Here is a 26,170-nt window from a genome sequence, read left to right on the forward strand (position 1 = left end):
GGGTCACACCGGGCTGCTGGCCCGGCGCAACGGACACACCCGGCTGACCCGGTGCAGCCTGAGCGACACCGGCGCACGCGATGCACAATGCAATGGGGATGGCGCATGCAGCGGCGATCCGCGTCGAGGTACGCCGATGCCGACCCCCACTACCAGTCGATCTGAACATTTCTTCACCTTTCATTGACGAACAATGCGTTTGGGTTACAGCGAGTAGATCCAAGAAGGGAGCTGGTGCTCTCGGCCCGTCCTCGATTGGTTGTCAACCAATCATGCTGAACAGCAGTGTGATTCAGGTTCTAACCTCGTAGCTCCGCCGACGTGCGATTGGGAGTGCGGGTGATGCCGAAGGTTTGCGGGTCCGATCACCCACACCACCACTCGCTTTCGGCATCAGGAGGCGAACTGCGATGAGAGGGAGTTCAGAAAGAGAATCCACTGAAGGAAGAACGGCACCTGTCTAATCCTTTCTCTGAGAGGGGGTTACGGGATTCTGGTGATGTCCCGGCGGGGCCGCGCAGCACCGAACATGATGAAATGCGCTTACTGCGCGACCCTCGCGCCGGTCCATCGGTCGAGCTGCAGGGCGTCGGGGAGCTCCTGTAGCTCACGACTGGGTGTCAGAGATGACCCCAATCGAGATTGAGGGCCAGATCAGGCCGCATCGCCGAAGTTGAGAGGGCAGGCGCGGAACATGGTCGTCGAACCGTCCACGGGTACACGGAACGTCGGATCACCGTCGGTCCACTCGCCCATGAGATCGCCAGTCTCTTCGCACAAAAGCGCGTGAGTGGAATGCGGTGCGGAGCCAAGAGAGCACACGGCGAGACCGAGAACCCGGTCGTTCACTGCGCCGCACCGGCTCTGCTGCTTACGCACGGACACCGCGGGTGTTTCGAGGATGGTTGAGTTGCTCGACAGCACAGTTGCGCTCCGTTTCCGGGGCGCTCTCCTAGGCGACGTCCGATAGGCTGTAAATGCCCATGTGGACGCGACTAAGTCGCACCCCTGTCTGCTGGGTCGGCCCTCGTGGATGCGCTTTGCGGACGCCAATCAGCTACGCGCACCACGGGGGTTCTTCTTTGGTCGGGTCGTGTGCTAAACCTTACTTGGAGCGTCCGGTTTAAACAACCCGTGGTAACCAATCTGTTTAATCACTGCATCATGTGCTACCAGGAATAGGCGGGTGACATTGTGAGTCACCGTGGAGTACCAGCGATGAAGCGCCGCCTCCGCGGCTTCGATCCGAGCCGCCTGCGGGACGCCCGAGCGAGGGCGCGACTCAGTGGCGCGGAGGTTGCCAGGCGAAGCGGCATCGGTGCATCGACCTACTCCCAGTGGGAGCAAGGGAAAGCCGATCCGGGCATTGCTGCGCTGTCGCGCTGCCTCGCAGTGCTGAATACTGCTGTGACTGACGTGGTGATCGTGGATCCGAGCGAGGAACACCTCGGAGACTTGCGAGTAGCTCGAGGCCTCACTCAGGGCGACCTCGCTGGACGAGTCAAGGTAAGCCCCCAGCACATCGGCGCACTCGAACGCGGACATGTAAAGCTGTCCGATGCAATGGCTCAGAAAATCGCGAGTGCTCTTGGTTTCGAGGTGTCGCGCGTGGTGGCCTCCTTTGATCGAGTTAGGAATCGACCGCCGGACGTCTTGCCCTGACGATCGCCTTCGATAGCTGGCCTTCATGTCGCATGCAGTGCAGTCCAGTGGCAGCTGAACGGGATCGACCTCGTCTGTAACGAGCCGGCCACCTTCCGGCTGCGAGACGTTCCGCAGCTGGAGTCTTGTCGATCCACGAAACACGACGCCCGATCGGAGCGCGTCGCCTTTCGTCATCACGCGTGGAACACTATGGCCCCCCTGAGCGATGGGCAAGTAGAAGTCAATTTCGAATAAGTCACACCGCGCTGACCTGCCAATTTAGGCCAACTGCGTTTCTTTACCGCAATTCGATTATTGACCACATATTGACCTCGACCCTAGGATGGTTCAGTGACGCAAACGGGACACCCCCTCTGGTTTGCCACCTGCGTCAGCTCTCGCAGAAGGCAGCGGAACCTCACGATCGTTGGGTTGCGCGATGCCGGCGGCCCAACAAAACCCGTCGTGTTGATGGCAGAGCGCGGAGAGCTCAGTAACCCGCGGCCGAGTACCTTGCGAAAGTTCGATACAGGACTGAGTTGGAAACCGGGAAGCGCGGCGAATGTCTATTGGGAACGCGCCCAGCCAGTTGTTCTAGGCCGAGCACCGTACAAGTCCGGCACGGGCAATATTGCCGTCGGGCTCGACCCTCTAACTAAACTGCTCGCTGCTCAGCGGGACATTCACGGGAAAGTCGCCGGCCTGGAAAACCGCACATCAAGTCTGGATGACTTGAGGACGGCCCTTGGCCAGCTCGATGTTGCAGTTTCGGCCATCGCCGGGTCCTTCGTCACCGAGACGCTGGAACGCAACCACGGGCAGCACAACAAGGCAATCGATTCCGCCATTGCGGCGCTACTGGAGCTTCCTGTCAGTGACGACGATCCGGAGCGCGAGGAAAAACTGTATCGGCGTTGGCTTTACGGCAATGCCATAGACATAGACCAACCAACAGCCAAGCGATTTTCACGCCGGCTGAAAGACAGTCGAACCCGCTGACGAAGAACGGAAATGGATATGTCGAAGACGACCCCACCTCTCCACCTGAGAATCAACAAACTGTTCGAGGCAACTCACACGGCCGACGACCCGGAACTCAGCAATGCCGCGGTCGCCGAAGCGGTTTCTAGCTCCCTGGAGCGGCTGGTTCGCGACACGGAAATTGCGGCGTTACGTGCCGAGTCCGGTCTGCGATTCGTCGATAGCGACCTCGTCCAAGCTCTCGCCGCCTACTTCGAGGCTCCGACATCCTTTCTCGCGAACAAGTGGGACGCGGTTGCGGAGAGCTACGACCGCGAGCTGTCGGTACTGATCCATCTCCGTGAATCTGGGGTCCAGCTGCTCGCGATGCGTGACGGAGGCGAAATGAGCGCCGACGACCTCATGAACATCCTTCAACAGCTTCCTGAGCAGCAAGAACGCAGAGAAACTGATGCAGGCGGTACCAGGAGTAACGTGTAGCGGCGTTCGTTGTTTTTAAGTAACAAAGGTCGGAGGGAGTCGGGACCCGTGAGCCAGGAGAGTCAAATTCGTTCGGCTGTACGGCGTATCGCAGAGAACATGCCGTCAGACGAGCCGTGGTCGCGTCGTAGATTTATCGACCTTGTCGCGGAAGAGCGCAACCGGCCGATTGTTCTATGGCCAGTTGAGTCGGCACTCCTGAGCCGTGTAGGCCTGACCGGGACGCTTTGCGGCTTATGGGTTGCACGCAAGCAAGACGACTTCATCGTGTACGGGTCGGACGTGGCTGAGTATCAAGCAGATCAGGTGATCAGTCATGAGGTCGGGCATATGGTGCTATCTCATACTGGACTGCCTGAATCGCAGCACAGCAAGGCGATGCTCAGGGTGTTGTTGCCGCACATACCGGAGCGGACGATCGAAATTGCGCTGGGCCGCGACAGTTTCGAGGACGACCAGGAGGTCGCTGCCGAGTCCTTCGCAGACCGCATCATGGTCGAGGCAATGGTCAACCGGAATCGCCGCCAGTCGCCCCTGCGATCAACATTCTTCAGAGCGAAATGACGTCCCCCGTCCCGGCCTGGATCTCGTGGCCAATCATCGTACTAATGGCACTGACTTTGGTAGTGCGCGTCGCTTGGCTGAACTCGTCGTTCATCGATCGGCTCACTACGCGCTCGCTGATCATCGGATGGTTCGGCTTGGTTCTTCGAGAACGAGCGGTTCAGGATGCGATCAGGCACCTGCCCAAACCGCTCGGCGACGTCGCACTATTCCAGCAGCTCACCTTCTGTTGCATTGTCATGATCGTGATGGCTATCTACGGCATGTCCCGATTGTGGATCGGGGCTGACCCTTCCACCGTATGGAAGCGGCAACGGGTCTACGACGCGATCGGTCTGGCGCTCAGCGCTGTCATCTTGGTAGCCGGCACACCATCACGGAAGGCCGGTGAGCTGGTCGATCAGTACTTGGGGTGGCCAGCGGTTGTCTTGTGGACCGCCTTCTACGCCCCCATCCTGTATGTCGCCGTCGCTGTCATGCGGATCTTTCTCCGAGAAGCCCGGCACCCCGATACCGCAGTGCGGGAGAAGGCCCTCTACAGCTTGGCGATAGTGATTGCGCTCGGGCTCGCGGTCGTTGGTGTAAGCACCCCGATTCTCACGCTCCAAGAGGTCCTGACAGGTTCTGGGTCGGCTGACCCTGAGATGCATGTGAAGGCCCTGACTTACTTCCTCGCGGTCGCTGGATCGTTAATCATGGGTGCGGTTCCGGTTGCGGCAGTACTGCGGGCGAAGCTAGGGCAGGATCGAATCAGTAAGAATCTGAAAGAGATTGAGCTTCTTTGGCGCGACATGACAGATCTGTTTCCGGAGGTCAGACGGCCTGAGGCGAGACCAGAAACAGACAGTTTCGATGAAGCGGACCGTGACGAGGAGCTCCCCGACGCCGCGAGGAAACTACACCGCAGAATTATTGAGATTCACGATGCTGCACGCCGACTCAGCAAATGGAACGCAAGCCCATCGAACGACACACCTTCGACGGAACTCAAGGCCGAAAGGATCGCCGCCGAGCTCGAAAAGGCTTATGTCGCCAAGGTGTCGGGGCAAACACCCCCCGAACGCTACGACCTTTTGATGTTGCTGGCGCAGCGATCGGGGGCCTACGACCTCACCGCGACGAGCGATGAACTGGTCCACGTGGCCAGGGCTTGGCGCAAACTACGCCAACAGCAGACAGTACGGCCCTAACGGGCGTCTCTAGTGCTTGAACCAGCTCGCCTCATTCGCCTCGGTTTTCACGCTCCAGGCCGCGTGGATCCCTGGCGACAAACAGCGCTACGTTCCCCACCATGTTGACCTCTACCTGCTTGAATCGGATGTCGAGCGCTTTTTCCAAGCCCGGCAGATCGTCGTGCCAATTTCCGAACGCACCGATCTTGTTGTACGCCGTCATCAGTGCCTTGCCGAATAGGGTGTACCGCTGGTCAACTCCGATCACGGTCGATCCGAACAGCACGCCCTGAGGCTTCAGTAGGGCAGCGAGGTTATCGAACGCCGCATCTTTGGTCGACCAATCGCCTGGTAGGCAGTGCAACACATAGTTGATCGAAATTGAGTCGAACTTTCCGATGGTGTCGTCGAACGGTTCGAGCACATCGTGCTCGATCGACGTTGTGGGGATATGAAGTCGAGATGATGTGTGCTGGAGTGAATTCGGACTGAGATCAGTGAGTGTGAGATCGACGTCCTGGGGTAGCTGCGCGTTGGCGAGTAGCCAGCCTGAGCCGGGGCCGACCTCAAGGTGTCGCTGCCCGATGCGTCCGTTATACAGGTCAAGGAAATTCTGTCGGTTGCAGCGCCAGGCGTAGCTGTTCGATAGTCGCATGACCCAGAGGTCGTACACATTCAAGAACAGATTGCTGCTGTATGGAGCCGCCCCTGCTTGGGTCGAGTCAGATGTCATCGAGCCGATGTTCCTTTCGGAGTGTGTGAGCCATTCCCCCGCGTGGCTACCACGCGGTCTAAGAGTCTGCCTCATCTGTTTGCTTGTTCGCTTAGGCGGATCGGCCCAGGAGTTGAGGCGGAGTGCTACGGCTAGCGCTCTTCCATCGGGCCACTGGGGCGTAAGTGAATTGCTCTTGCAAGCCAATGCCCGAATCTTGTTACAGCTTCACGGCGTGTCAAACCGCCGCTGGGCGCAATCTGTTACAGAATCCGGGGATGGATTGGCGTCCGGGAAAGGTGTCAGCGATGGCCATGCAGAGCAAGGGGTCGAGGCGTATGTACGCAACTCGCATCCCTGTGGAGGTTGGTGACCTGATCGAACGGCGAGCACTTGAGGCGGGCTGCACGTCTACGTCGCAGTACCTTGCGGATCTGCTCGCAGTGGTTCACGGACGCCCCGACCTGGTACGCGAACTGAACCAAGAGGTGATGCCCCTAACCGCATAGCAAGGACAAAATGAGGCGGGTTTGAGGACGGTTAGCCTCTGCCCCCATTTGCACATCAAGTGCAGACCGAAAAAATCGAGCCCCCGACTGGCAGGTCGAGGGCCCGAGGTGAAACGGAGAGCCAATCTTCGTTCCGGTACTGCATTCCCCTGGAAGGGACAGACTATTGCTGGTCTTGTCTCAGGGTACCTCGCGCCCTGATGAAGGTTCAAGAACTGATGCTCGTGTCGGGTCGACGATGTCGACGCCCGACCACATTTGGAGACGACTGTCTCCATTAATGACCGCGCGTCGGTCCATGCGGGTGTGGAGTGCCGCTAGCGGCAAGTTCGATACGTCGCGGAGTCTGACGAAGCACCTACCGTCCGTGCCGGCCGCGCTGCCGATCTATGCGCGCGGCCGCACGAGCCTGCTAGCGCTGGACTTCGACGCAAAACACCACACGCCAGAGCAAGTCGACGTTGATGTCGAACGTGCCTTGGGATGGCTCCACGAATGCGGCGCGCGCACCGTCACCGACCGCTCTACGAGCGGTGGCCGCCACGTCCTGGTGCCCATGGCCACCGACATCCCTCTGCGCGTCGACGACATTAAAATTGTGATGCAGCTGCTCACTGCCCGCCTGGTCACCCTGGACGCCACTCCGATGCTCAACGCGGACTGGGGATGCATCACTCCCCCTGGCTCACCCTGTCGAGAGGGTGGCTACCGACTCCTCGACGGCACTCTCGACGCCGCGATCGACGCCTTCACCGTTCGGTCCGATCGCGGCGTCGTCGCACGACTGATCGCTCTGCTGGGCGGTGCAACCACTCCTCGACATCGAACTCCCACTGCGGCTGTCGCCGCCTCCCTGACCCAGGACGAGCGCCTCGTCGGTGTCGGACGCGATCGACGCCTGGACCCGCGTTTCCACCGCAACACGCCCGTGCCAGAGGCCGTCGCGACGTACGCGGCCACCGGCAAGTTCACCAGAGCCCACAAAGCCCTCTGGGAATCCCCGTCGGAAGCACGCCAGTCCGTCATCAGCCACGCAGTCCTTCGTGGTGCCAGCGCTGCGGACATCGAGAAAGCGATCGCCACCACGAAGTGGGCCGGGCTACGTCGCGCCTACATCGACAAGTACGGAACCCATTCGGTCGCAGCATTGCAACGAGACGTGGACAAAGCCCTGAGCTGGGCGGCGACGATCGTGCGGCCACTCCACGAACTCACGCACAAGAACAGATACACAGGGGGGGATGGTTCCTTCCTGAAAGATCGAGTTCGTAGACAGTGGCTTGCGCACGCGAAGCTGTGGATCGACGCAGAATTTCTCGGTACCCGCCAACGACCGGTCTTACTCGCAGTAGTCCAGGCTCTCGCATACACGTCCGCTTTGGCCGGCGAACTGGTCGAGGGAGTGCCGGTAGTCGCAGTTGGCGGTCGAAGCCTCTCGCACGCAGCGGGACTGATGTCGGAATCGACCGTGTGGAGTGCGCTCAGATTGCTCCGAGAGACCCCAGGCTCTCCCCTGCTGCTGGTTGCACGCGGTGCAGGTCGAGAGGCGGATCGCTACGCCTTGACCACAGCAGCGACGACGAACGGGCCTAGACGGTCGGATATCGACCGAGCACGGGTTGAACCGATACACCCGGCCTGGAGTGTGTTGGGCCTTCGCGGCCGAGCACTGTACGAGCTGGTCGAGGCCGGGCTCGCCACCAACGTCGACGACACATTCGCTGCCGCCAAGCTCAGGCCCTCCAACGGGTACGCAATCCTCGCGGATCTGATGACCGCCGGGCTCATCGAACGGGATAGCGCAAAGCTGACCCTAGGACGCCGCACGCTGGACGACGTAGCGGCCGCTCACGGACTAGGAACCATCGCGGCCGACCGTATCGTTCGTCACCGAGCTGAAAGGCTTCTGTGGCAGGTCTGGCTTGAGCGACGTTTCGAGCCGCAAACGGGGCTCACTGCCAACGTGGGCGCAAAAAGCAGCTGGTTGCCAGCGATGTATCCCGCTCCCCCACTCGGCGACGACGTCGAGGAGCTCTGGGCAGCCAGGATGTCAGCGGGCCCACCCAGAAGAGACCCGGAACTGGAAGCGATCGAGCTTGTTAGCGACCAACTAGGTGCCGTGATCGTGGCAGGGTGAACGCCGTACGTCGGAGGTAGATCTCCGACGCATTTGAGGCGTCTCACCAGGGCGCATACAACGAGATTCGATATAGCGAGCCTCTCGATACCATCTGCCTATGGGCTATTACCGAGACGCTACGGAAGAAGAAATCGCACGCGGAGAAGCTACGAGCTGGAGCTTGCGCACTCCTGACGACGCCAAGGATCTGCCTATCGACGAGCGCTTCCGCCGAACAAGCGAGGCGGACATGCGGTACGACCACAAAGTGTGGGTGTCTGAGCCGAGCGACGATTGGCTAACAGCCGTGCAACTGGTCAGTGAGAACGGGTACAGACCCGAAGCGCTCACAGGCCTCTTCGGCCCCGCGACTAATGGCCCGGATGGGATACGAGGCTGGCTGGCAGTGCACGTCGACCACATCGAAGAAACCGTGATCAATCGGGCTGTCGAGTTGCTCAAAACGAGTCTGTTCAATTCCCGCCTCGAAGATCTGTTCCCCGTTGTCGCCGGCCCCGAAGACTGGCCATCAGAAGCAGAGGCCACGGACATGATCGCCGGCCTCGCAGCAAGCAACGAGAACTCTGACGGTGAGGCGGGCGTGTAAATGACCCATTCAAACGCGCCGCGGAGTTCAGTGCGGTTGGCCGTAGGACTGGTACATACACGAGTGTGCCGGCAGGGGGTGGGACGACTGGATCGGCACCGGCCGCCGTGAGCGGGGGAGGTGGCGGAAGCGCCGCACCGTCCGGACCGCCACTGGAGTTCGTTCCGACGACTGACTCCGGTATGACGTTTGTCCGGAATGCTGATACCGGTGCCCCGATGGCGATGAACGTAGTCAACGATGACGGCACAACATGGTCCTGCGAAGCGGTGGGGCCATGTGTACAAATTCCGGACGTCGGGCTTCCAGCGACACCTCCCGTGGTCGATGTTATGACCGTGGTCGGCCAAGCGGTCACCGCAATGCAGTTGGACCCACCGGGAATAGGGATTACCCCGAACCCCGCCAGCACAGGTGCTGTAGGCCTGGTTGGTCTACCCGGCTGGTTCTGGGTCTCTGACCCACGGGAATCCACAGTCGGCCCCGTGACCAGAACAGCGGCTGGACCCGGCGTTGTCGTCAACGCCACGGCTGTCAATACTTCCGTGGTCGTCAATTGGGGGGATGGATCCTTGCCATCGGTCTGCCCGGGCGCGCTCCTGCCATTCACGCCGTATACCGATGTCGCGCAGGGGCTTCCGAGCCCGACGTGTGGGAATATCGTCTACCACAAGACGTCGACTACAGAGCCGGGTGGGACGTTCAAGGTCTCCGCGACATCGAACTGGCTCGTCACGTGGACTGCAACGACTCCCAATGGGACCGTCGGTGGAGTTATTCCCACGCCGCTGACCTCGCGTACCGAAGTTCGGATAGGTGAACTGCAGGTTTTGGTCACCAACTAGAGCCGTTCGCCGCGTTCCGGGTGCTCGAAATTGGGGACGAATCCGGCTTGACGGTTTGTAGGCTGGCGTCCATGTTTGATCGGTTGACTGTCGATGTCACGATTCCACCTGAGCTGGCCGGGGGACAGGTGCAGGCCTATTTGGAGGACCTGGGTTTCGACGTCGCCCGCACGTCCGCGCCGGACGTGTGGGCGTTGACGGAGCCGGCTGTTGGCATGGACTCTGTTGATTTCATGACGGTCCGCACCTTGTTCGGTTCTGACGATGTGGTCGACGACGTGCTCGTTGATCTTCCGCAGGACAGCTATGCCTCCCGTTTGGACGAGTCTCGAATCGAGAAGGAACGACTTCGCGCGATCACGCAGATCGGCGCGGGGGGTATGGGGTCGCTTCTGTATGCCTTGCAGTTGCCGGTCATCACCGCCCCCGATAAGTCTTTGTCCGCAGCAGTGCAGGACGTGCGTCGCGATTTGGCCGGAATTATGGACGACGACGATGAGCATCCGTTCGACGAGCACGCTACGCATGTTGTTCGCTATGGCGACTCTACGCACCGTCGGATGAGGTTCCCTGGGTTCGTGTTGCGTCTGAACCAGGACCCCGAACTCCTCGACGACATACGACGCGGGCCGATCAACGTCGACGAGATCGTTTTCGCGTCGGGGTCGTCGATATTGAGCAGTGTTCTGATTCCCGCGAGCCATCTAGGTCCGTTGTTGGCCGCTCGGTCGCCTTGGGTGTGGGCGTTTCAGGCGAACAGGGTGTCCGGTGCGGTGATTTTTACCCTCGGCAGAGATATTTCGGGGCGCTCCAGTATTCCGTTCGAGGCACATCAGGTGCTTCCCCGATCACCAGTGGACCGCCTTCCTCAGCGGCAGGAGCCCCCGCCACGTCCGGAGGCGTGGGGTGTCGCTGTCGCCTGGTGGGTTTCTCAGATGAATACAGTGCTCGGGCACCTCCTGAACCCCTGCTTGTTCGGAAATGCCAACGGCAATTATCTCCCCTATGTGCAGCAGAACCGGTTGATGGAATTCGCGGATCTTCTACAACGAGTCACCTCGACGCTGCTGTCGCTGCACGACGATTACGCATCCGGAGTTCTGATGTGGTCAGCAATGGACCTGATCGAGTCGACCTGGCTTTCATGGGATCTCACAACACTCTGCAAGCCCTCGATCGCCGCGAAAGCGCTGCAGGAAGTCCGAGATCGTATGCCTGCTGATGTTCAGGCGGTACTGCTTCCGTACGCCGCTTACGGTGTGGAGGCGTTGACCGAAGTGGGAGAAGGGTTCTTCATCAAGAACTATCGCGGATCGGAGAAGGTGATTCTGAGGCTCCCTGGTGGAGCGGAGAAAGCCCTGTCGCTCGACGACGCAGTGAGTCAGCTCATGCGTGCGCGCAGAAACACTACACACGGGTTCGACAAACCTGATCCCGTCCGCGACCGACTGTTCGCGCAGCATGACGGCCGGCGGCCAGAGACGCTGATGTACCTGCCGCTGCTGTATTTGATGTACATCATGTCCGATCCTGATGACCTGAGACGTCGTCTGCTCCGCCGATCCGCTCGAAGAGACAGGACGCATTGAGGGGTGTTCACATACGTTGCCGGTGGTGTGCTGAGAGAATGTTGCGGTGAGCGGCATGGCGCGCCGGGTGATGAGTGAAGTGTGGCCGAGGAGGTTCGGCGCAGCCAAAAATGATGTCGAAGAAGAGGCGCTAGCAGTGGAATCGAACGACCGGGGTCCGCGCGAGAACGCTTCACCGGACGCCGCTGCTGGTCAAGAGGTCGCGCCCGAGCTCGACCCGGTAGGTGTCGAGCTGAGTCCGGCGGCAATCGAGATGGTGCATGCGAGCATCGAACGGACGCTGGATTCTCAGGAACGCCGAGTGACGAGCATCGATCAGCGCGGGGGTGTGTTGCTGGGCTTCGCAGGCATTCTGGTGGGGATCGTGTTGCGCAATCCCGCGGGGATCGGTGTGTGGGAGGTTGCCGGTGCTGCGCTGGCCGGTGCAGCGGCAATTATGGCGGCATTTGTGATTGCACCCAATACCGCGTCGGGGCTCAACCCGGAAGTGGTGTTGGAGGAGTATTCGACCGTCGATGAGACGACGGGCCGGTTCGAGATCGCGTCAACTCTGGTGTCGATCTATCAGGTGACCGAGATGCGGCTTCGGAGCAAGCTGATGCGGTTGCGGATCACGACGGGTCTGTTGGCTGGATCTGTGCTGGTGTTGCTCGTGGCGGCTATCATTCGGATGTAGGAGGACCATCATGGCTACGGTGAACGAGCAGCAGAAACCTGATCGACCGGTGGGCTCGGCGAGCCCGGCGACGGCGTCGCGGCGTCGCAAGGTGGCTTTGCGTCCCAATCCTCGGCTGGTGGGTAACTACGAGGGCAGTTCCCGCACGATCGACGAAGTGCGACGCCAGATAGAGAAGCAGCAGGGGGCGTCGGCGTGACGGCCTCGAAAGATCAGAACCCACCATCGGGGTCGTCGGGTCCACGTGCCAGCGCGCGCCCTGTGGTGGTGGTCCCGACATCGGCTGCGGGTGATCGCACCATTGTTCGGGCAGCACCCAACGAGAGAGCTATCCGCAGCATCACTGCGGGCGCTGTGGTTCAAGTTGAGAGGCCTGCAGTCCGCCGCGAGCGCTGACTTCGCTCACACCCTCACCTGGCGCTCTGCGTCGACTCCGATCCGCGACAAGTGGCAACGGTAGATCGCCGTCTCGGCCGAACACCGGATGTTCCGGACAATCTCTGAGACGGTGAAGGTATGACACCGAAACGCACCGCCGCAGGTGACAAACGCGCCCGCAAGGTCCAGCAACGTCGAAAGCGACTCGCGCAACAAGGCATCTCACGTGAGCAGCACGCTTCGCTGGTGCTCGCGCGCAGCGGCGATCCCTCGTTCGTGCAACGGCGCACCAACGCCGACGGTGGGCGCACCCTGTCGTGGAGCAATGACACGGTGGGTGGTGCGGAGCTCAACGACGCTCTCGAAGAGCAGCGACAGGCGTTTCGGGACAAGTTCGGCCGAGATCTCGGGCCCAACGATCCGTTGTTCTTCGACCCAGCTGCTGACACGCCGCAGGAGATCAGTGAGGAGACCTTGTTGGCAGACGTGGACTCCCTGATCGACAAGGCCCGCGAAGCAGGGGAGAACCCCGCCTACTTCCAAGCATGGCGCGACACCGGGTTCTTACTCACCGAACACAACATGCATCTGTTCTCCGCGTCGGACATCGACGAATGGAATGCTGCACTCGAACGGCATTGGGACGAAGCGGGATTCGGGCCGTTCGACGATGGACATTAGGACCGACTATCGGTGTACACCCTCACGTGATGGTCCCCGTACAACCTCATATGTAGGTGCTCGGCGAGTCCTGTCGTAACTCGCCCACGACAAGGGCCACCCTTCGAATCGTCTACCGCCAAAGTTGACGAACCCGAAGGGTGGCCCTTGCCATGATCCTAGATGGAGAGTCTTGGATGAACATCCGACGTTTCAAAGCCCTGCACGAGGCCGGCGCGACCTATGCCGACATCGCCCGCGAATGCGGCTGCGATTGGCGCACTGTCCGCCGATACCTCGCCGACGATGCACCCACGCATCCACCGCAGGGAACCTCGAGAGCAGGAACACAACCCCGAGCGATCACCGACGACATCGCCGCACTGATCGAAGAGATGCTCCGCGCCGACATCACCATCGCAGCCTCGGTCATCCACGAACGCCTCACCAACGAAAAGTCCGTGACCGTGAACTACCAACGAGTCAAAATCTATTGCAGCACAGCCAGACCCATCATCCGAGACGAACTCGGCGCAGAAGAATCCGGGCTCGGCAATCTACACCGCCGATTCGAAACCATCCCCGGCGCCCAAGCACAAGTCGACTGGGGCGATGAAGGCGATCTCTTCGGCACCGGACGCAAGGTCTACTCCTTCCACATGGTCCTCTCGTTCTCCCGTGACCCATTCTGCTGCTACACCCACTCGATGGACGCCGCCGCGTTCTGGGGCAGCCACATCCGAGCCTTCGCGCACTTCGGTGGCGTCCCGGGTTCGATCGTCTACGACCGCACCAAAACCATTGTCCGCAAACATGTCCGTCCCGGACATGCTGTCCCGTTGCATCCAGCAGCCGTCGCATTCTCCGGGCACTACGGCTTCGACATCGACGTCCTCGCCGCGTACCGGCCCACCGGCAAAGGCCGTGTAGAACGGCAAGTGAAGATCGTTCGGGATCACGTCCTGGCCGGTCGCACGTTCACCGATCTCGCTAGCACCGACCGCACCTTCATGGACTGGGTTCCGATCCGCCGGACTCAGGTGCACCGTACTCACCGTGAGGTCATCGGGACCCGCGCCGTCGTCGATCACGCGGCGCTACGTCCTGCCCCGGCCGAGCCGTATCTTGTCGCCGAAGCCCACCTACGGCGCATCGGAAACGACGCGCTGATCTCGTTCGAGGCATCGCTCTACTCCGTACCCGCCGACCGCGTCCGGGCAGGTCAACGAGTACAGGTACGCGCCGGTGCCGACAACATCGCCATCGCCACCCTCGACAGTGCCGGCGGTACCGTCCTGGCCGTCCACGCTCGCTCGCAGGTCCGCGGCGCCTGGGTCGTCGACCAGGCGCACTGGGCGTCACTGCCCGACGGTCACACCCGTGCCACCACCGACGGACGCGTCGATACAAACCCCGCGGAGGGCACACCGTCACCTTCGGTCGACGCAGGCGACCCGTTGACCGCCAAAGTCATCTCACTCGTCGGACACGTCCACGTCGAACATCGACCACTGTCCGCCTACGCCGTCTGACCGTGAACCACTATCCCACAGCATCTTCCACGACAGGACACCGTTCATGAGTTCACTGACCACCCAACGGATCATCGACAACGCCCTCCGGCTCGGCCTCGGTCACACCGCCGAATCGGTCACCGAATCCGCCGCCCGCGCAGATTCCGCGCGGATGGGATACCTCGACTTCGTCGACCACCTCCTCGCCGAAGAAGTCGCAGTCCGAGAATCCCGGCGGTTCCGCAACGCCCTCAAACTCTCCGGGCTTCCCCATCACAAAACCCTCGACGACTTCGACTACACCTTCCAACCCGGACTCGAACCGCGCCGCATCCGAGACCTTGCCACCCTCGAATTCCTCACCGGCGCAGGGAACATCGCGATACTTGGACCACCGGGAGTAGGGAAAACGCATATCGCGATCGGGCTGGCGGTCGCTGCCTGCCAAGCCGGAAAGTCGATCTACTTCACCACCCTCGACGACCTCGTTCGAAAGCTCAAAGCCGCCGACGCAGCAAACCGGCTCCCCCGGCAACTCGCGAACCTCATGCGCCCATCTCTGCTGGTCATAGACGAGGTCGGATACCTCGCCCTCGACCGCGACGAAGCCAACATGTTCTTCCAGCTGATCAGCCGCAGATACGAGAAGGGCTCCACGATCATCACAAGCAACAAGCATTTCACCGAATGGGGAACCGTCCTCGGCGACGACGTCCTCGCCACCGCGATCCTCGACCGACTCCTTCATCACTGCGACGTCCTGGCCATCAACGGCCCCAGCTACCGGCTCAAAGACCGGCAAGGGCTTGTCACACCAGTGGAGGCACCGGCATCATGAACCTGCCGGACACCGACACGTCAGGTCGTACACAGACCGACACGTGAGGTCGTCCACCGATACCGACGGCATGATCTGGCGGCTGCAGCAAGTCCGAGAGTGGTGGTGAAATTCCCACGCCGCTGACCGCGCGCACGGAAGTCCGGATGGGCGAACTTCAGGTTTGGTCAGATTGGTGCTGTATCGCGCCGAACGGCAATTGCACCCTCGCGCGCTATTTGCGCCGCGCAGCGCACGGTGCAGGTCACCGCGATTTCACATCGCTCGGATGCCTACCGCTGAGCAGATTGCACAGCTACCGGACTATTTTGCGGAGATCAAACCTCGCTCACGTAGCGCTTCCACCAATGGTGGGTGGGTCGCGGTCTCCATCCAACGCGCTTTCCGGTCTGTCTTGCTTTTGAGCGAGTCAGCTACAGCTCCTCGCAGAATTCGGAGGGCATCTTCGATCGCCTCGCGATCGGCGTGATCGCGATCGAACCAACTCATGTCCGCACCGATGACCCGTTGGTACTGCACCAGCGCACCGTCCTTGTTCACTCCCGCTGTCTCCAGCAGGTCGAGCGAACCGATCGAGAAGACCAGAGCCCGAGTGATCGTGGTCGGCATCCCGCGCCGGTTTGCTTGATAGACGGTCGGATCGACAATCCGGCCCATCGCCGGAATCCACAACACCAGGTGCCCGGTCCACCATGTGTCCGACTCCCACTTCGGTGTGCGGCTCCCCAGCTCCACCCACTGCTCGTCCGACCACGCCACCTGCCCGTACACGACCAGCGGCTCGGCCTCGATCCCGTAGTCACGCAATGCCGGAATCAAGCATCGCACCGCAGCAATGCAGGTGCCCGAAAAACCGCCCTCGGTGTAGGCCTGCCAGATCTGGCAATGCCGGTCGATGATCTGCACCTCTGCCGGTGCGGTCACGCCAGGATTCGCAGGGGGACGGATCCCCGCTACCGGTGGTGTGACGTACCCGGCCCGCTGCGCCCATTCCGGCATTGCAGCAGCTCCTGGACCGCCGCGCGATCGCCCTGGCCCCTTGCCTGCGCCTTTGCGTTTCTTGCTCACCGGTGACATCTCGACGCTCCCAACTCGACTCGACTCTCTGCCCCGACGCAGAAGTTCCGCTTCAGACCGTATCGGCGAGGTACGACACTCTCCGCACGCAAGCCAAGACCCTCCATCACTTCGGGTTGACATGGTTGACATGACGGGGGCGGCCGAGGATGATCGGGGTATGTCCACTGTCGAGAAGGATTTCGAGGTCATGGCGCACCGGCTGGTCGAGGCCAGTGGCGCACCAGACGAGCGTGATCTGGCGTATGCGATAGCGGGTCTGAGTGGCATCGTCGACGGTTTGAAGGCACGTCGCGCGTGGAGTGAGCACGTAGGGGAGATCTTGACCCCGAGTCAGGCCCTCGACGTTGCGGGGTGGACGCGTGCTGCCTTGAGCAAGGCTGTGAAAGAGAACCGCGTTCTTCGGTTGACGGGCAGCAACGGCAAGTACGGCTACGCCGCGGCGGGCTTCACCGATGCACAACCGGCGAAGCCGATTCTCGGTATCCAGGAGGTGCTGCGTGTGTGGGCGGGGCAGGATCCACGCGGCTGGTTGGTGGTTGCGTGGCTGACGACCGAACAGCCAGAGCTCGACGGCCGCACACCGCGGCAAGCCCTTCTCGACGGGGACGTGCCTACCGTGGCTCGCGCCGCCCGGGCTGCGGTCAGTCGGCTTGCGGCGTGAGCGCTGAACGCGCCGTCGTTCATCTGTTCGAGCCCAAGCCCGTCGGTGAATTGGCAGAGCGATTTCCGTCGTGCGTCTACCCGGCTGGGACCGAGCTGTTTCGATCGCATCAGGCCAGTCTGGGGCCGTGGTGGTACTCATCGAATGGCGGCGGCAGGTTCGACCTCGAAGCCCCTGATGGGACGTGCTACCTGGCCGAAGACGAAGTGGTCACTCTTCTGGAGATTTTCGGTGGCCAACAGGTCGTGCCGAGATACGAGGTCGATGCGCGCGCAGCGTCGACGATCACGTTGGATGCTGATATCAGGCTCGCTGATCTGACTTCGAACACCGGTGTTGCGCTCGGTGTTACGGCAGAAATCTTTACTACCGCCGACTATCCGCTGACGCAGCGGTGGGCGGCCGCGTTACGGATGGCCGGGTTCGAGGGTCTGCGGTACTGGGCCCGCCACGACCTCGAACATGCCCGGCGGTGCATTGCACTGTTCGGGCAAGCGGGGGTGGCCGGCAAGGAGCATCGTCATACCGTCCAGGCCACGGTCACCCTGTCCGAGCGAGCGGATCTGCTTGAGCGGTGGCGTGAAGAAACCGGTGTCACGATCTTGGATGTTCCGGACCTGCTGTAGCGCCCGCCGGAGGATCAACCGGCTGGAACGTTGCTAACGAAACTTACAGTAAGTACTGTAAGTCCTATGAAGATCAGCGCGCGTCCTCTGCTCGACAATCCCGTCGACGCCGAACTGTTCGTCGGACGGCAAAGTGAACTCACTGCGATCTGGGGCGGGTTGAATGCAGAGCTCAACGTTCTGGTGACGGGCGACCGCGGCGTAGGCCGAACGTCGCTCCTTCGACAGTTGCAGCTCGACAGCCGAGCGCCGCTCAGCGGTGCCCGGCGCGAAGGCGACTTCCCGATGAGCTTCGTTCGGGTCGAGGGGATCTCGGACGGCCGTGACATGCTCGCTCGCATAGTTGAACAGGTCACCGGCGAACCAACAGTCGACAGTGACGGGCCCGACGTCCTGCTGCGGCAATTGAGCGACTTTCGCCTGCAGTTCATCGACGACACGCTTCGGCGATGGGCAGCAGAAAGCGACGACGGCACTACTCCGACCGGAACGCGCCTGTATCCGGTGATCATCGTCGACGACGTCACCGCCTCGGCCGGACACGCACTGTTCGGGCGGTACCGCGACGAGGTGTGGGCGACGGGATACCTGTGGACGGTGTCGGTGCGTGAAAGTGACCGCCAAGGTCTCATGACTCCGCCGGCAGACGCATTCTTCGAGAAGGTCGTCGACGTGGCTCCGCTCTCGACGGCGGAGAGCATCGAGTTCATCAATCGCCGCGGCGGGATCGACATGGAATCGATAGCAGACACGCTTACTGGCGCAGTCGGTGGAAATCCTCGGGATCTGGTGGGCGCTCTGCGGGGTCTCCTGCAGGACCCTGGGTCGTACGAGAACAACGCTCGGGCCATCGGAGCCAGAGACGATGCCATATTCGAATTGGGCCGCCCAGCGTCGATGCTGGCCGCCGAGATGAAGGCGCGGGGACCGGTAAGCGCATCGGACTATGAGCTGCTGAGAGCGCTGGGCTGGACACGTCCGCGCGCTGTGCAGGTCTTCAAGCAGCTCTACGAGAAGGGGCTGGTCCGAAGCAGCGAAGTTTCATCGGGTCAGGGACGTCCGCGGCGTGTGTATGAGCTGACTCCGCCGGCGGAATGGCTGCGGACCGAACACGCTGATCCGGAGGCCCAGAAATGAGTGGAGACCTACTGCATCAATTGCGGGACTCGAGAGCCTTCGACCCGTCGCCGGATCCGGATCGTATGTGGCAGGTCCATGTGCCGTTCGATGTCCTCGCTGGGCCCATGGGTGGGGATTACGAGCAGGCCTTCATGGATGCTGTTCGGCGTCGTGAGCGTGTGGCACTGATCGGTGCGAGCGGTTCGGGAAAGTCCTCGATCACCGAGTACGTCATGGGTGTGCTGCAATCCGAAAAGGTTGCGGCACTGAGGATCAGGATGGGGATTCAGGGCGACTCTCTCGTCTCCGACCCGGCTGAGTTTCCGCGTTTGTTGGTCAACACCGTAGCCAGACAGCTCGAACAGAATCGCGCGGTCCAGAAGGTTGCTCGGGAAATGCGCGGAGGTTCCGCACATCGACCGGTCAAATTCTCGGTCGGTCTCCCGTGGTTGGCCGGCAATCTCGCGATCGAGCTCGGCAGCGTGGTGAACGAACCATCGCAAGGTGAGGACGTCGTGGATCAGGCCATCGGGGTCCTGGAACTGATTTCACGCAGCGGCGTGAGTCCGACCCTCGTGCTCGATGACACAGACCAGTGGATACGTCGTCCAGGGATCGCCGTCGATCCAGAGCCGCGGATCGCGATGTTCTTCGGCTCGACCTTGAGAATGATCGCCGAACGACTTCCAGCGGCATGCGTCGTCGCCGTCCATGACGACTACATCAACAGTCCCCACTACGAACAGGCCCGCGAATACCTGAACACTCGAATCACGTTGCCTGCCCTGGCTAATTCAGCCGCACTGGGCTCGATAGTCGGTAAACGGGCTCGCAACGCCGTGGGAAATCCGAACCTCGGCGCGATCGACGTCATCGACGATGACGCCCTCCAGCATCTCTTCGACCACTACGTGGCCGGGCGTAGTGTCCGCCGAGAGCTGGTCGTATTGCAGGATGCGTTGGTACGAGCGTGTTCCGTAACAAGCGAAACCATCGAAGCCGCTCACATCGTCACGGCGATCGCTGCAGCTTAGGACACGAACAGCGGCGGAGATGGGCCTCGAATACTCAGCGTGAACTGCAATCCGGGTTCCCAATCCCCTTGCAGCTTCAGTAGTAGGTGTGAAACTGCTTGGCCTTATCCACCGCAGAGACGACCTCCTCATCGAGGCCTTGAACTTCTCGTTCGATCGCGCTTGCTCGTCGCTTCATGCCAGCTCTGGCGAGCCACGGTGACCACATCAGGCGACTGAGCTGTGCTGCTGACAAGCGCACGGATCGACCTAAGACGGTGTTGATTCCACCTGCCTCTTCCTGGCCGTCTTTCTGCTCTACGTCGTCGTCGCTCATCAGGCGCGCCGCAGTGGCCAGTTGGATGTACAGACGCAGTGGTCGTCGCGGAACCCGTGCGATGATCGCGGCCGTCTCGAGCTCGCGGATACTGTCCTTGAACTGCTGAAACGATGAATCGGAGGACGACGCCCCTGCCCACCGGGTGCGCTCGGTGATCGCCAAGTACCGGAGAACATCGCTGCGCAGTTGACGGCGTTGCTGACTGCCGATCAGGTACTGGCCTGCAAAGGATCCGATACCGAGAGCTCCGATGATCGAGGCCACACCGCTGATATCCATTTCGTCAGAGTATTCGGGTCCAGAACAGAGGGTCGCTCGATGCAACGTGAGAGGTGAATCGGTCATTTTGCCGACCGCACCTATTGCGTGAGTTGTCGTTCCTGTTTCGTGAATTTTGTCGCTGCTCGAAGTGTCCACCTCCGCAGGCATAATCATGGCCTGATGTAGCTGATCAAACTTTGTAGAATGGCGAATTCCCAGTCAGGGCCGTAGTCAATCTGCGATCAATGGAATGTCCGAATCCGCGCGGTGCGATCGGAGTGCAAAGCAGTCCCATGCGGCTACGGAGCGGAGAAAGTGTGACATGACGGTTGTCGACCAGAAGGCTTCGGAGCAGGAGAATGTCGAGCATCGCGCCCGCCAGCCGCAGAAACGCGCGCAACGGACCCGCGCCGCGCTGATCACAGGTGCGGCTCGAACTATTGCATGTGAGGGCAGCGGGGTCACGGTGAACGATCTGATACAGGCTGCAGGGGTGACCAAAGGAAGCATGTACTTCCATTTCCCATCGAAGGACGCTGTTGTTCATGCAGTGATCGATGAGGCTGCTCGACGATGCGATTTCCTTCGCACTCCCCGCACGTCCGCGGGACACACAGTGGCCGATGTTCAGGGCTTGCTCGGCGACTACTTCACCCATGCGAGGCGGTACTGGTCTTTGCGGGCAACAGCGGTGTTGTGGACCGATCTCCACTACGAGGCCGCGGCACGAGCCGCGACCTACGACCCTCTCAAGGCCGCGGTCCTGGCGTTGCTGGCCGGCGACGGCAGCGTGCCGTCGCCGGCATCGGTCGACGCTGCCGAGGCTGTCATGGCCATCGTGTGTGGCGTGACAACCACCGCCGGTCCGGGAAGTTTCGGCAACGGCGGTGATCTCGACACCGTCCTACGGTTGACAGGCCCCGTGCTCGCCGGCGGTGCAGTAACGGCATGAACAGCGGTGGTGCGGAGATCCGAGAGGCATTGATCGCTGCCGGGTATCCGGAGCCCGATGTCTTCGACGAGCCGGGCCAGCTCACGTTGTCATGGGGAGCTGGTGTCGGAGTCCGAGAGATATGTGTGAGCCCTTCAGGTCTGGTCACAGTGTGGGTCGCCCACACGCCCGACGCGGTCTTTGCGTTGGGACCGTCACGCCAGTCAGCAGCGGAGTGGGTGTCGCTTCTGCACCCGCTGATTGCGGAACCGATCGCGCGCACATCCGAATCGATCTCCCGGGTGGTCGAGCCTGCGGCCGAGGTCGTTCGGAGCGCATCGGTAGTGCGGCTCGAGCACGATGCAGACAGTGCAACGAGCTACGCGATCTACACCGACAGTGCTCGGGTCTGGGTTTCGGCGATGAGCGGGCCAGAGACTGTGGCCTCGCTGTCGGGTACAGCTCGCGGTCTGCAACTGGGGATCTCGTCGGACACCCTGATGGCCATACCGTCGGCGTACAGCGGAACCGTGATGGTCAACCCCGGCCTCGCTGCAGCAGCTGCGATAGCGGACCGGGGGCTGTGGTCGCCGGCCGTTGCGTTCCGGCGAAACCGCGTGGTCTCCGATCGAGAGGTGCCGAACGATGAAGGCCGAGCGATGCGGCCTGCCCTTCTCTGTTCGCTGCCTCGAATTTGCGCGCCGACCATCAGATTGAAGACAGGCGAGTGCGGTACGTACAACGATGCGATCGCCGTTTCGGAGATGCTGCTGCGCGAAGCAATAGCAGCGAATCGAGTTGCAGCGTTCGAGAAATGAATCCAGGAACCCCATGTCCATGGCGGGGAGCATCACCTGCGACGACTGCAGACTCGCTGTCGAGTGCGGCACGGACCACGACTCGTGATGCAACGAAATCGTAGGGGCCTCGAGGGCGGGTGGTTGTACGAATCCAGCGGAGACCTTGCCCGCGGTGTGCTCGCAAAAAGACGCGAAATACCACCTGGTCAGGCCGACAACTTAGGCCTGACAACATGTCCTTGGCCGTTAGTGCGCGGCGTTGTACGCCTCTTCGACGTCGGCGGGTATACGGCCGCGCTGACTGACCTTGTAGCCCTTGTCGATCGCCCACTTGCGGATCGCTCGGGTTTGCGCAGCATCACGCTTGGCAGGTGAGCCGCCAGAGGTGGCCGGATCCGTAGTGGCCGTGGGGGAGGGCTTGCGCTTACGTCCGCCTACGCGAGTGCCATGGTCGATGTAATAGTCCAACTTTCGGTGAAACTCGTTGGCGTTCTTGGTTTTCAGGTCAATTACGTAGTCGACACCGCTGACAGAGAATTCGATTGTCTCGCCTCCATTCTCGTCGATGACAGATCCATCGATGTCGTCGACCAGCTGGACGGATACGTGTTTGGCCATAGTGAAGAAACCCTCTCGTAGAAATCTAGCGAAGACAGTGAGTGAGCGTATAACGGCTCTAGTTGGTTGCGATAACTGTGGCGCGCCCGCGCGAGTGGTTCGGATGCAGGATCGAGGGAGTGCAGTTATGGGCAGCGCTCTATTCGTTGGCGACGGTGAAGCCCAGGTCGGGGCGAGAAAGCTGGAAATGGGGCCGGTGGTGGAATCGAAGCTGTTGGATGGGTGGATGATTCTGGATTGGCGGCGCGCTCCGTCCCCCTCCTATCGGGAGTTCAAGCAGATGGTTCGGCGGTATCGGCCGTCGAGTTTGATTCCGGTCCTGGCGCGGTTCTCGGCGGAGCGTTACGGAGAAGGTGAGTGGTCGGGCGACGTGCGTTTGTGCCCGCCTTGGGGAGTGGCCGCGATCGCGCGTGAGTCGATCTTGTACGGAAACGAGCACCGTCACAGGGAGGTGGACCAGGGCGCTGTGGCTCGGCTTCTGTTGGAATTAAATGGTTCTCACGACAGGATCGAGGGTGCGGCCACGATCTTGACGCCCATAATTTACGAACAGTTCCCGTACCAGGAATCCGAGTTCGAGGAACTGTCACGTATCTACGCGCTGTTCGAAGATCCGACTCTGGGCCCGGAGCTCGACTGGACCGAGGTGTTCGGAATGCAACTGAACGAGGCTGTGCGGGCAGCGTTGGTCTTACGTGTGTGGGTGACCAAGAATGGCGGCAGGTTCGACCCGTCGATCATGGACCTGGACTACATGCAGGAAATATTCGACACCGTCGCGCCACGCGAGCAAATCGAAACGCTCGCTCAGGTTCTCACCGCCACAGTCTCCCAGGCCAAAAGCGCGAACGACGCTGCCCCCTCGCTCGAACCAGCGCGGCGGCGCTACGGTTTCAACCCGCTGTCCGCCCTTCCGCTCGTCGATCTGGGCGAGTACGGGATCTGGGCACCACAGGTGATGTTGGTCGACCGCGCCTTGTATCCCAGCAATCTCTACTACCGCGGAATCAGCACCTGGGGGAAACGATTCGCGGACATCCTCGGCACCCGGACCGAGGCATATGTCGGACGACAACTGAAAGTTATCGCCGACGAGAGCGACCTTCACGGTGAGATCACATACAACGAAGGCAAGAACCAGAAGAAAAGCGTCGACTACATCTGGGTGACACCGAAAGCCGTAATCTTGGTCGAGGTCAAATCCGCGCGGATGAAACTCGGTGCACGAGCCGGAGACGCTTCTCTTCCCGCCAATACAGAGCAGTACCTGTCCAAGGCCCGCGAGCAGCTCGACACGACAGCGGATCTGATCACCTCCCGAACGCCGCCGTTCGACCAGTTCCCGACAGATCGCCCTATCGTCGGACTCGCCGTTACCTGCGAACCGTTCTACCTGGCCAACTCCACCTTCGATGAGTACGGAAGGGCCTCGACCATCCCGTCGATGGTGCTCTCCCTGAGAGAGCTCGAGCACTGGGTCTGTCAGCCGGCTGCCGAGGCCGTCGACGTGCTGCTCGCGATACTGCGCGACCCCGAGCGCCGTACGTATCCGTTCGGTGTTGCGCTCGGCGCGCTGCCCAGTGTCCACAACCCGATCCTCGCCGAGGCGTGGAAACAGTACGACTTCCTCGAGAATCAGATCCCGTTGTCGCCATCGGACTGGTGACGCCCGGCAATAGCAGGAACACACTACGAACTGAAGACCTACGACATCGACTCTGGAATTCGGTGCAGGCGCATATTCTGATCGGGTGATTCGTTACGTGCGGTTCGTCGCTGAAGCCGCGTGGTGGCTGCTGCAGGTGGGATTGCTGTTGCTGATCGAGATCGTGTCGGTGGGTTTCGCCGATCCTCGCTACCCTTCTGCGCCACGGCTGGACCGTAATCTCCGTGGGCACGTCCCTAAGCCCGAACGAATCGGTCATCGATCGAAGTGAAGATTGTCGTGCACTAACGCGTTCGAGTCGGGAGTCGGCTCGGAAACTTGGACTGTTCGTGGTGTCCGGTCCCGACGCTAATGTGCAGCGGTAGAGACGATTCAATGATCACCTCGGCTTGGGCGGAGGTGAAGTCCCATAGTCGGAGGGGGTCAGAAAACGTGAACATTGACAGTGGCAGTGACTCCGGAGGTCGGGTGCTGGACAGGTTCGGCGCGATGATGACCGAATTCGAGGTCGGGATGTCTGGCGTGAATACTTCGCAGGTCGATGTGGTGTGGCCTTCGGAGCCACGGGAATGAAGGGCCGCCAGCTGATCGTCGTCGATGTCCACACCACAGGCCCCTCTTTCGAGGCCCACGATGTTTTCGAGCTCGCAGCGATCGATGTCGCCTCAGGTCGCGTATGGGATCTCGCGCTTCCGATCGAGGCGCGACAGCTCGAGCGGGCGGATCCGACGTTTCTTCAGCTCAGTGGGTACCACCGTCGACGGTTGGAGGAAAAGGCACAACAGGATCTGCCCGCCATCGCCGTCGAGCTCGCAGCGCTCGGTGATGCACTGGCAGGAAACACTCTCGGTGGTGCGGATCCGGAGATCCACGCTGCCTTTCTGAGCAAGCTCCTGCACCGGCACGGTGTCCGTGCGCGGTGGCATCACCTACCTGCAGACATCGCGGCGTTGACCGCTGGTGCCCACGGAATCTCGGCAACCAACATCCCTCGCCTGGAAGTGTGCTGCGAACTGTGGAATGTTGCGCTTCCGGAGTTCCCGTCGGCGATGGAGCGCGCGCAGGCCGTTGCGGAGTGTTTCGCTGCGTTCGACCGCAGTAGTGGCCGAGAGTCGATGATGGCAACTCTGGGATGGGACTAGACCGAATGAGCAGGGACGTTGTGGACGGCGTGGCAGCGACAGATAGGTGAGGACCTCCGGGTATCGGCTCAGGTGTCAAGGACGTTGCTCGAGGGAGTGCAGTCGGGCGGTACCGCCGGTAGTCCTTCACTGGCGCGGAGCTTTTCGGCCATCGAGATCAACAACATCTGCGATTCCTCGGGAAGATCGAACGCTCGCGTCGACAACCGCCGCAGACCAGTGTTTCGGAGTTGGGTGAGTGTCAACTTCAGAAGACGGCTGCACTCTTTGCAGGCGTTTCGAGGGTGAGTGCACGTGTCTTCTGACATTCTGATGTCAGAAGTGCGGTGCACGGTCGCACGTTCGGCTCTCGGTGACAGGGAGGCTTGAGATGGACCCCGACAAGCTCGACGTCGTGGAGACCGGTGTGCTGACGGCGTCGGGGGAGCGGTGGGCGCAGGCAGAGACCCGATTCGCTGTCTTGGCTCCCTTGCTGGAGATGCATCCGGTGCGTTCGGAAGCGGTCGATGATGCGGCCGAACGACTGGGGTTGTCGCGCCGTCGGGTCTATGCGTTGCTTGGCAAACTCAGGGACGGGACAGGTACGGTCACCGATCTTCTGACGAAGGTCTCGCCGGGTGGGCGT

General features: G+C 61.2%; 27 protein-coding genes and 1 pseudogene. 24 read left to right on the plus strand and 4 right to left on the minus strand.

What is annotated here, in order from left to right; all coding sequences use genetic code 11:
* The first annotated feature begins 1,218 nt into the window (after window positions 1-1,218).
* From J1M87_RS29425 to J1M87_RS12190, 5 genes are all read left to right on the plus strand, one after another.
* Window positions 1,219-1,662, plus strand: a complete 444-nt coding sequence (locus J1M87_RS29425; protein ID WP_032406423.1) for a helix-turn-helix transcriptional regulator — start codon at window positions 1,219-1,221, stop codon at window positions 1,660-1,662.
* Between the two features lie 333 nt (window positions 1,663-1,995).
* Window positions 1,996-2,643, plus strand: a complete 648-nt coding sequence (locus J1M87_RS12175; protein ID WP_052060493.1) for a hypothetical protein — start codon at window positions 1,996-1,998, stop codon at window positions 2,641-2,643.
* A gap of 18 nt (window positions 2,644-2,661) precedes the next feature.
* Window positions 2,662-3,105 carry a hypothetical protein gene (locus tag J1M87_RS12180; protein ID WP_032406424.1) on the plus strand — a complete coding sequence of 148 codons (444 nt, stop codon included), beginning with the start codon at window positions 2,662-2,664 and terminating at the stop codon, window positions 3,103-3,105.
* Window positions 3,106-3,153: 48 nt separating this feature from the next.
* On the plus strand, window positions 3,154-3,669 hold the full coding sequence (locus J1M87_RS12185; protein ID WP_072692217.1) for a hypothetical protein: 516 nt from the start codon (window positions 3,154-3,156) through the stop codon (window positions 3,667-3,669).
* Window positions 3,666-4,859 carry an MAB_1171c family putative transporter gene (locus J1M87_RS12190; RefSeq protein ID WP_306437492.1) on the plus strand — a complete coding sequence of 398 codons (1,194 nt, stop codon included), beginning with the start codon at window positions 3,666-3,668 and terminating at the stop codon, window positions 4,857-4,859. The genes J1M87_RS12185 and J1M87_RS12190 overlap by 4 nt, the downstream gene beginning before the upstream one ends.
* 31 nt (window positions 4,860-4,890) lie before the next feature.
* Here the strand turns inward: J1M87_RS12190 and J1M87_RS12195 are convergent, their stop codons facing one another.
* A complete protein-coding gene (locus tag J1M87_RS12195; protein ID WP_032406426.1) occupies window positions 4,891-5,574 on the minus strand; it encodes a class I SAM-dependent methyltransferase in 684 nt (227 codons plus the stop codon).
* A gap of 768 nt (window positions 5,575-6,342) precedes the next feature.
* Here J1M87_RS12195 and J1M87_RS12200 point away from each other — a divergent pair.
* The 9 genes from J1M87_RS12200 (at window position 6,343) to istB (ending at window position 15,288) form a co-directional block, all read left to right on the plus strand.
* Entirely contained in the window at window positions 6,343-8,199 is a 1,857-nt protein-coding gene (locus J1M87_RS12200) for a hypothetical protein (protein ID WP_052060495.1), read from the plus strand.
* A gap of 100 nt (window positions 8,200-8,299) precedes the next feature.
* Complete coding sequence (locus tag J1M87_RS12205) at window positions 8,300-8,788, plus strand: hypothetical protein (protein ID WP_032406428.1); 489 nt, start codon at window positions 8,300-8,302, stop codon at window positions 8,786-8,788.
* A 485-nt stretch (window positions 8,789-9,273) separates the two neighbouring features.
* Window positions 9,274-9,633, plus strand: a complete 360-nt coding sequence (locus J1M87_RS12210; protein ID WP_157226238.1) for a hypothetical protein — start codon at window positions 9,274-9,276, stop codon at window positions 9,631-9,633.
* A 71-nt stretch (window positions 9,634-9,704) separates the two neighbouring features.
* Window positions 9,705-11,222, plus strand: coding sequence for a hypothetical protein (locus tag J1M87_RS12215; RefSeq protein ID WP_008720782.1), 1,518 nt, complete (start codon window positions 9,705-9,707; stop codon window positions 11,220-11,222).
* Between the two features lie 136 nt (window positions 11,223-11,358).
* Window positions 11,359-11,898, plus strand: a complete 540-nt coding sequence (locus J1M87_RS12220) for a hypothetical protein (protein WP_042940445.1) — start codon at window positions 11,359-11,361, stop codon at window positions 11,896-11,898.
* Window positions 11,899-11,908: 10 nt separating this feature from the next.
* Window positions 11,909-12,097 (plus strand): hypothetical protein, encoded by a 189-nt coding sequence (locus tag J1M87_RS12225; protein ID WP_015586087.1) that lies wholly within the window; start codon window positions 11,909-11,911, stop codon window positions 12,095-12,097.
* Window positions 12,098-12,414: 317 nt separating this feature from the next.
* Entirely contained in the window at window positions 12,415-12,957 is a 543-nt protein-coding gene (locus tag J1M87_RS12230) for a hypothetical protein (protein ID WP_008720777.1), read from the plus strand.
* A gap of 176 nt (window positions 12,958-13,133) precedes the next feature.
* On the plus strand, window positions 13,134-14,468 hold the full coding sequence (gene istA / locus J1M87_RS12235) for an IS21 family transposase (protein WP_008720775.1): 1,335 nt from the start codon (window positions 13,134-13,136) through the stop codon (window positions 14,466-14,468).
* Window positions 14,469-14,514: 46 nt separating this feature from the next.
* Window positions 14,515-15,288 (plus strand): IS21-like element helper ATPase IstB, encoded by a 774-nt coding sequence (gene istB, locus J1M87_RS12240; RefSeq protein ID WP_008720773.1) that lies wholly within the window; start codon window positions 14,515-14,517, stop codon window positions 15,286-15,288.
* 303 nt (window positions 15,289-15,591) lie between these two features.
* Here istB and J1M87_RS12245 read toward each other — a convergent pair whose 3' ends face one another.
* Complete coding sequence (locus tag J1M87_RS12245) at window positions 15,592-16,356, minus strand: hypothetical protein (RefSeq protein ID WP_157226237.1); 765 nt, start codon at window positions 16,354-16,356, stop codon at window positions 15,592-15,594.
* A 169-nt stretch (window positions 16,357-16,525) separates the two neighbouring features.
* Here J1M87_RS12245 and J1M87_RS12250 point away from each other — a divergent pair, with 169 nt between their 5' ends.
* From J1M87_RS12250 to J1M87_RS12265, 4 genes are all read left to right on the plus strand, one after another.
* Window positions 16,526-17,029 (plus strand): hypothetical protein, encoded by a 504-nt coding sequence (locus J1M87_RS12250; RefSeq protein ID WP_042940440.1) that lies wholly within the window; start codon window positions 16,526-16,528, stop codon window positions 17,027-17,029.
* The gene (locus J1M87_RS12255; protein WP_008720766.1) at window positions 17,026-17,655 is read left to right on the plus strand and encodes an RES family NAD+ phosphorylase; all 630 of its coding nucleotides are present in this window, start codon (window positions 17,026-17,028) and stop codon (window positions 17,653-17,655) included. The genes J1M87_RS12250 and J1M87_RS12255 overlap by 4 nt, the downstream gene beginning before the upstream one ends.
* A gap of 66 nt (window positions 17,656-17,721) precedes the next feature.
* Window positions 17,722-18,792 (plus strand): helix-turn-helix transcriptional regulator, encoded by a 1,071-nt coding sequence (locus J1M87_RS12260; RefSeq protein WP_008720764.1) that lies wholly within the window; start codon window positions 17,722-17,724, stop codon window positions 18,790-18,792.
* The gene (locus J1M87_RS12265) at window positions 18,789-19,808 is read left to right on the plus strand and encodes an ABC transporter (RefSeq protein WP_008720762.1); all 1,020 of its coding nucleotides are present in this window, start codon (window positions 18,789-18,791) and stop codon (window positions 19,806-19,808) included. Before J1M87_RS12260 ends, J1M87_RS12265 begins: the two co-directional genes overlap by 4 nt.
* A 76-nt stretch (window positions 19,809-19,884) precedes the next feature.
* Here the strand turns inward: J1M87_RS12265 and J1M87_RS12270 are convergent, their stop codons facing one another.
* Window positions 19,885-20,406, minus strand: a complete 522-nt coding sequence (locus tag J1M87_RS12270; RefSeq protein ID WP_042940438.1) for a hypothetical protein — start codon at window positions 20,404-20,406, stop codon at window positions 19,885-19,887.
* 304 nt (window positions 20,407-20,710) lie between these two features.
* On the opposite strand from J1M87_RS12270, the gene J1M87_RS12275 reads away from it, so the two are divergent.
* Window positions 20,711-21,340 (plus strand): TetR/AcrR family transcriptional regulator, encoded by a 630-nt coding sequence (locus J1M87_RS12275; protein ID WP_008720759.1) that lies wholly within the window; start codon window positions 20,711-20,713, stop codon window positions 21,338-21,340.
* Window positions 21,337-22,137, plus strand: coding sequence for a hypothetical protein (locus tag J1M87_RS12280; protein WP_042940437.1), 801 nt, complete (start codon window positions 21,337-21,339; stop codon window positions 22,135-22,137). Before J1M87_RS12275 ends, J1M87_RS12280 begins: the two co-directional genes overlap by 4 nt.
* 228 nt (window positions 22,138-22,365) lie before the next feature.
* Here the strand turns inward: J1M87_RS12280 and J1M87_RS12285 are convergent, their stop codons facing one another.
* Window positions 22,366-22,737 carry an Lsr2 family protein gene (locus J1M87_RS12285; RefSeq protein WP_008720757.1) on the minus strand — a complete coding sequence of 124 codons (372 nt, stop codon included), beginning with the start codon at window positions 22,735-22,737 and terminating at the stop codon, window positions 22,366-22,368.
* 127 nt (window positions 22,738-22,864) lie between these two features.
* On the opposite strand from J1M87_RS12285, the gene J1M87_RS12290 reads away from it, so the two are divergent.
* The 4 genes and pseudogenes from J1M87_RS12290 to J1M87_RS12305 form a co-directional block, all read left to right on the plus strand.
* Window positions 22,865-24,403 (plus strand): hypothetical protein, encoded by a 1,539-nt coding sequence (locus tag J1M87_RS12290; protein ID WP_008720755.1) that lies wholly within the window; start codon window positions 22,865-22,867, stop codon window positions 24,401-24,403.
* An 85-nt stretch (window positions 24,404-24,488) separates the two neighbouring features.
* Window positions 24,489-24,674 carry a hypothetical protein gene (locus tag J1M87_RS12295; RefSeq protein WP_042940435.1) on the plus strand — a complete coding sequence of 62 codons (186 nt, stop codon included), beginning with the start codon at window positions 24,489-24,491 and terminating at the stop codon, window positions 24,672-24,674.
* 277 nt (window positions 24,675-24,951) lie between these two features.
* Window positions 24,952-25,545, plus strand: a complete 594-nt coding sequence (locus tag J1M87_RS12300; protein WP_198289542.1) for a hypothetical protein — start codon at window positions 24,952-24,954, stop codon at window positions 25,543-25,545.
* Window positions 25,546-25,915: 370 nt separating this feature from the next.
* Window positions 25,916-26,170 (plus strand): annotated as a pseudogene (locus J1M87_RS12305) (transposase); the annotation flags it as partial.

Origin of the sequence: Rhodococcus sp. KRD162 (assembly GCF_017168335.1) — a bacterium.
In the GTDB taxonomy this organism is placed as follows: domain Bacteria; phylum Actinomycetota; class Actinomycetes; order Mycobacteriales; family Mycobacteriaceae; genus Rhodococcoides.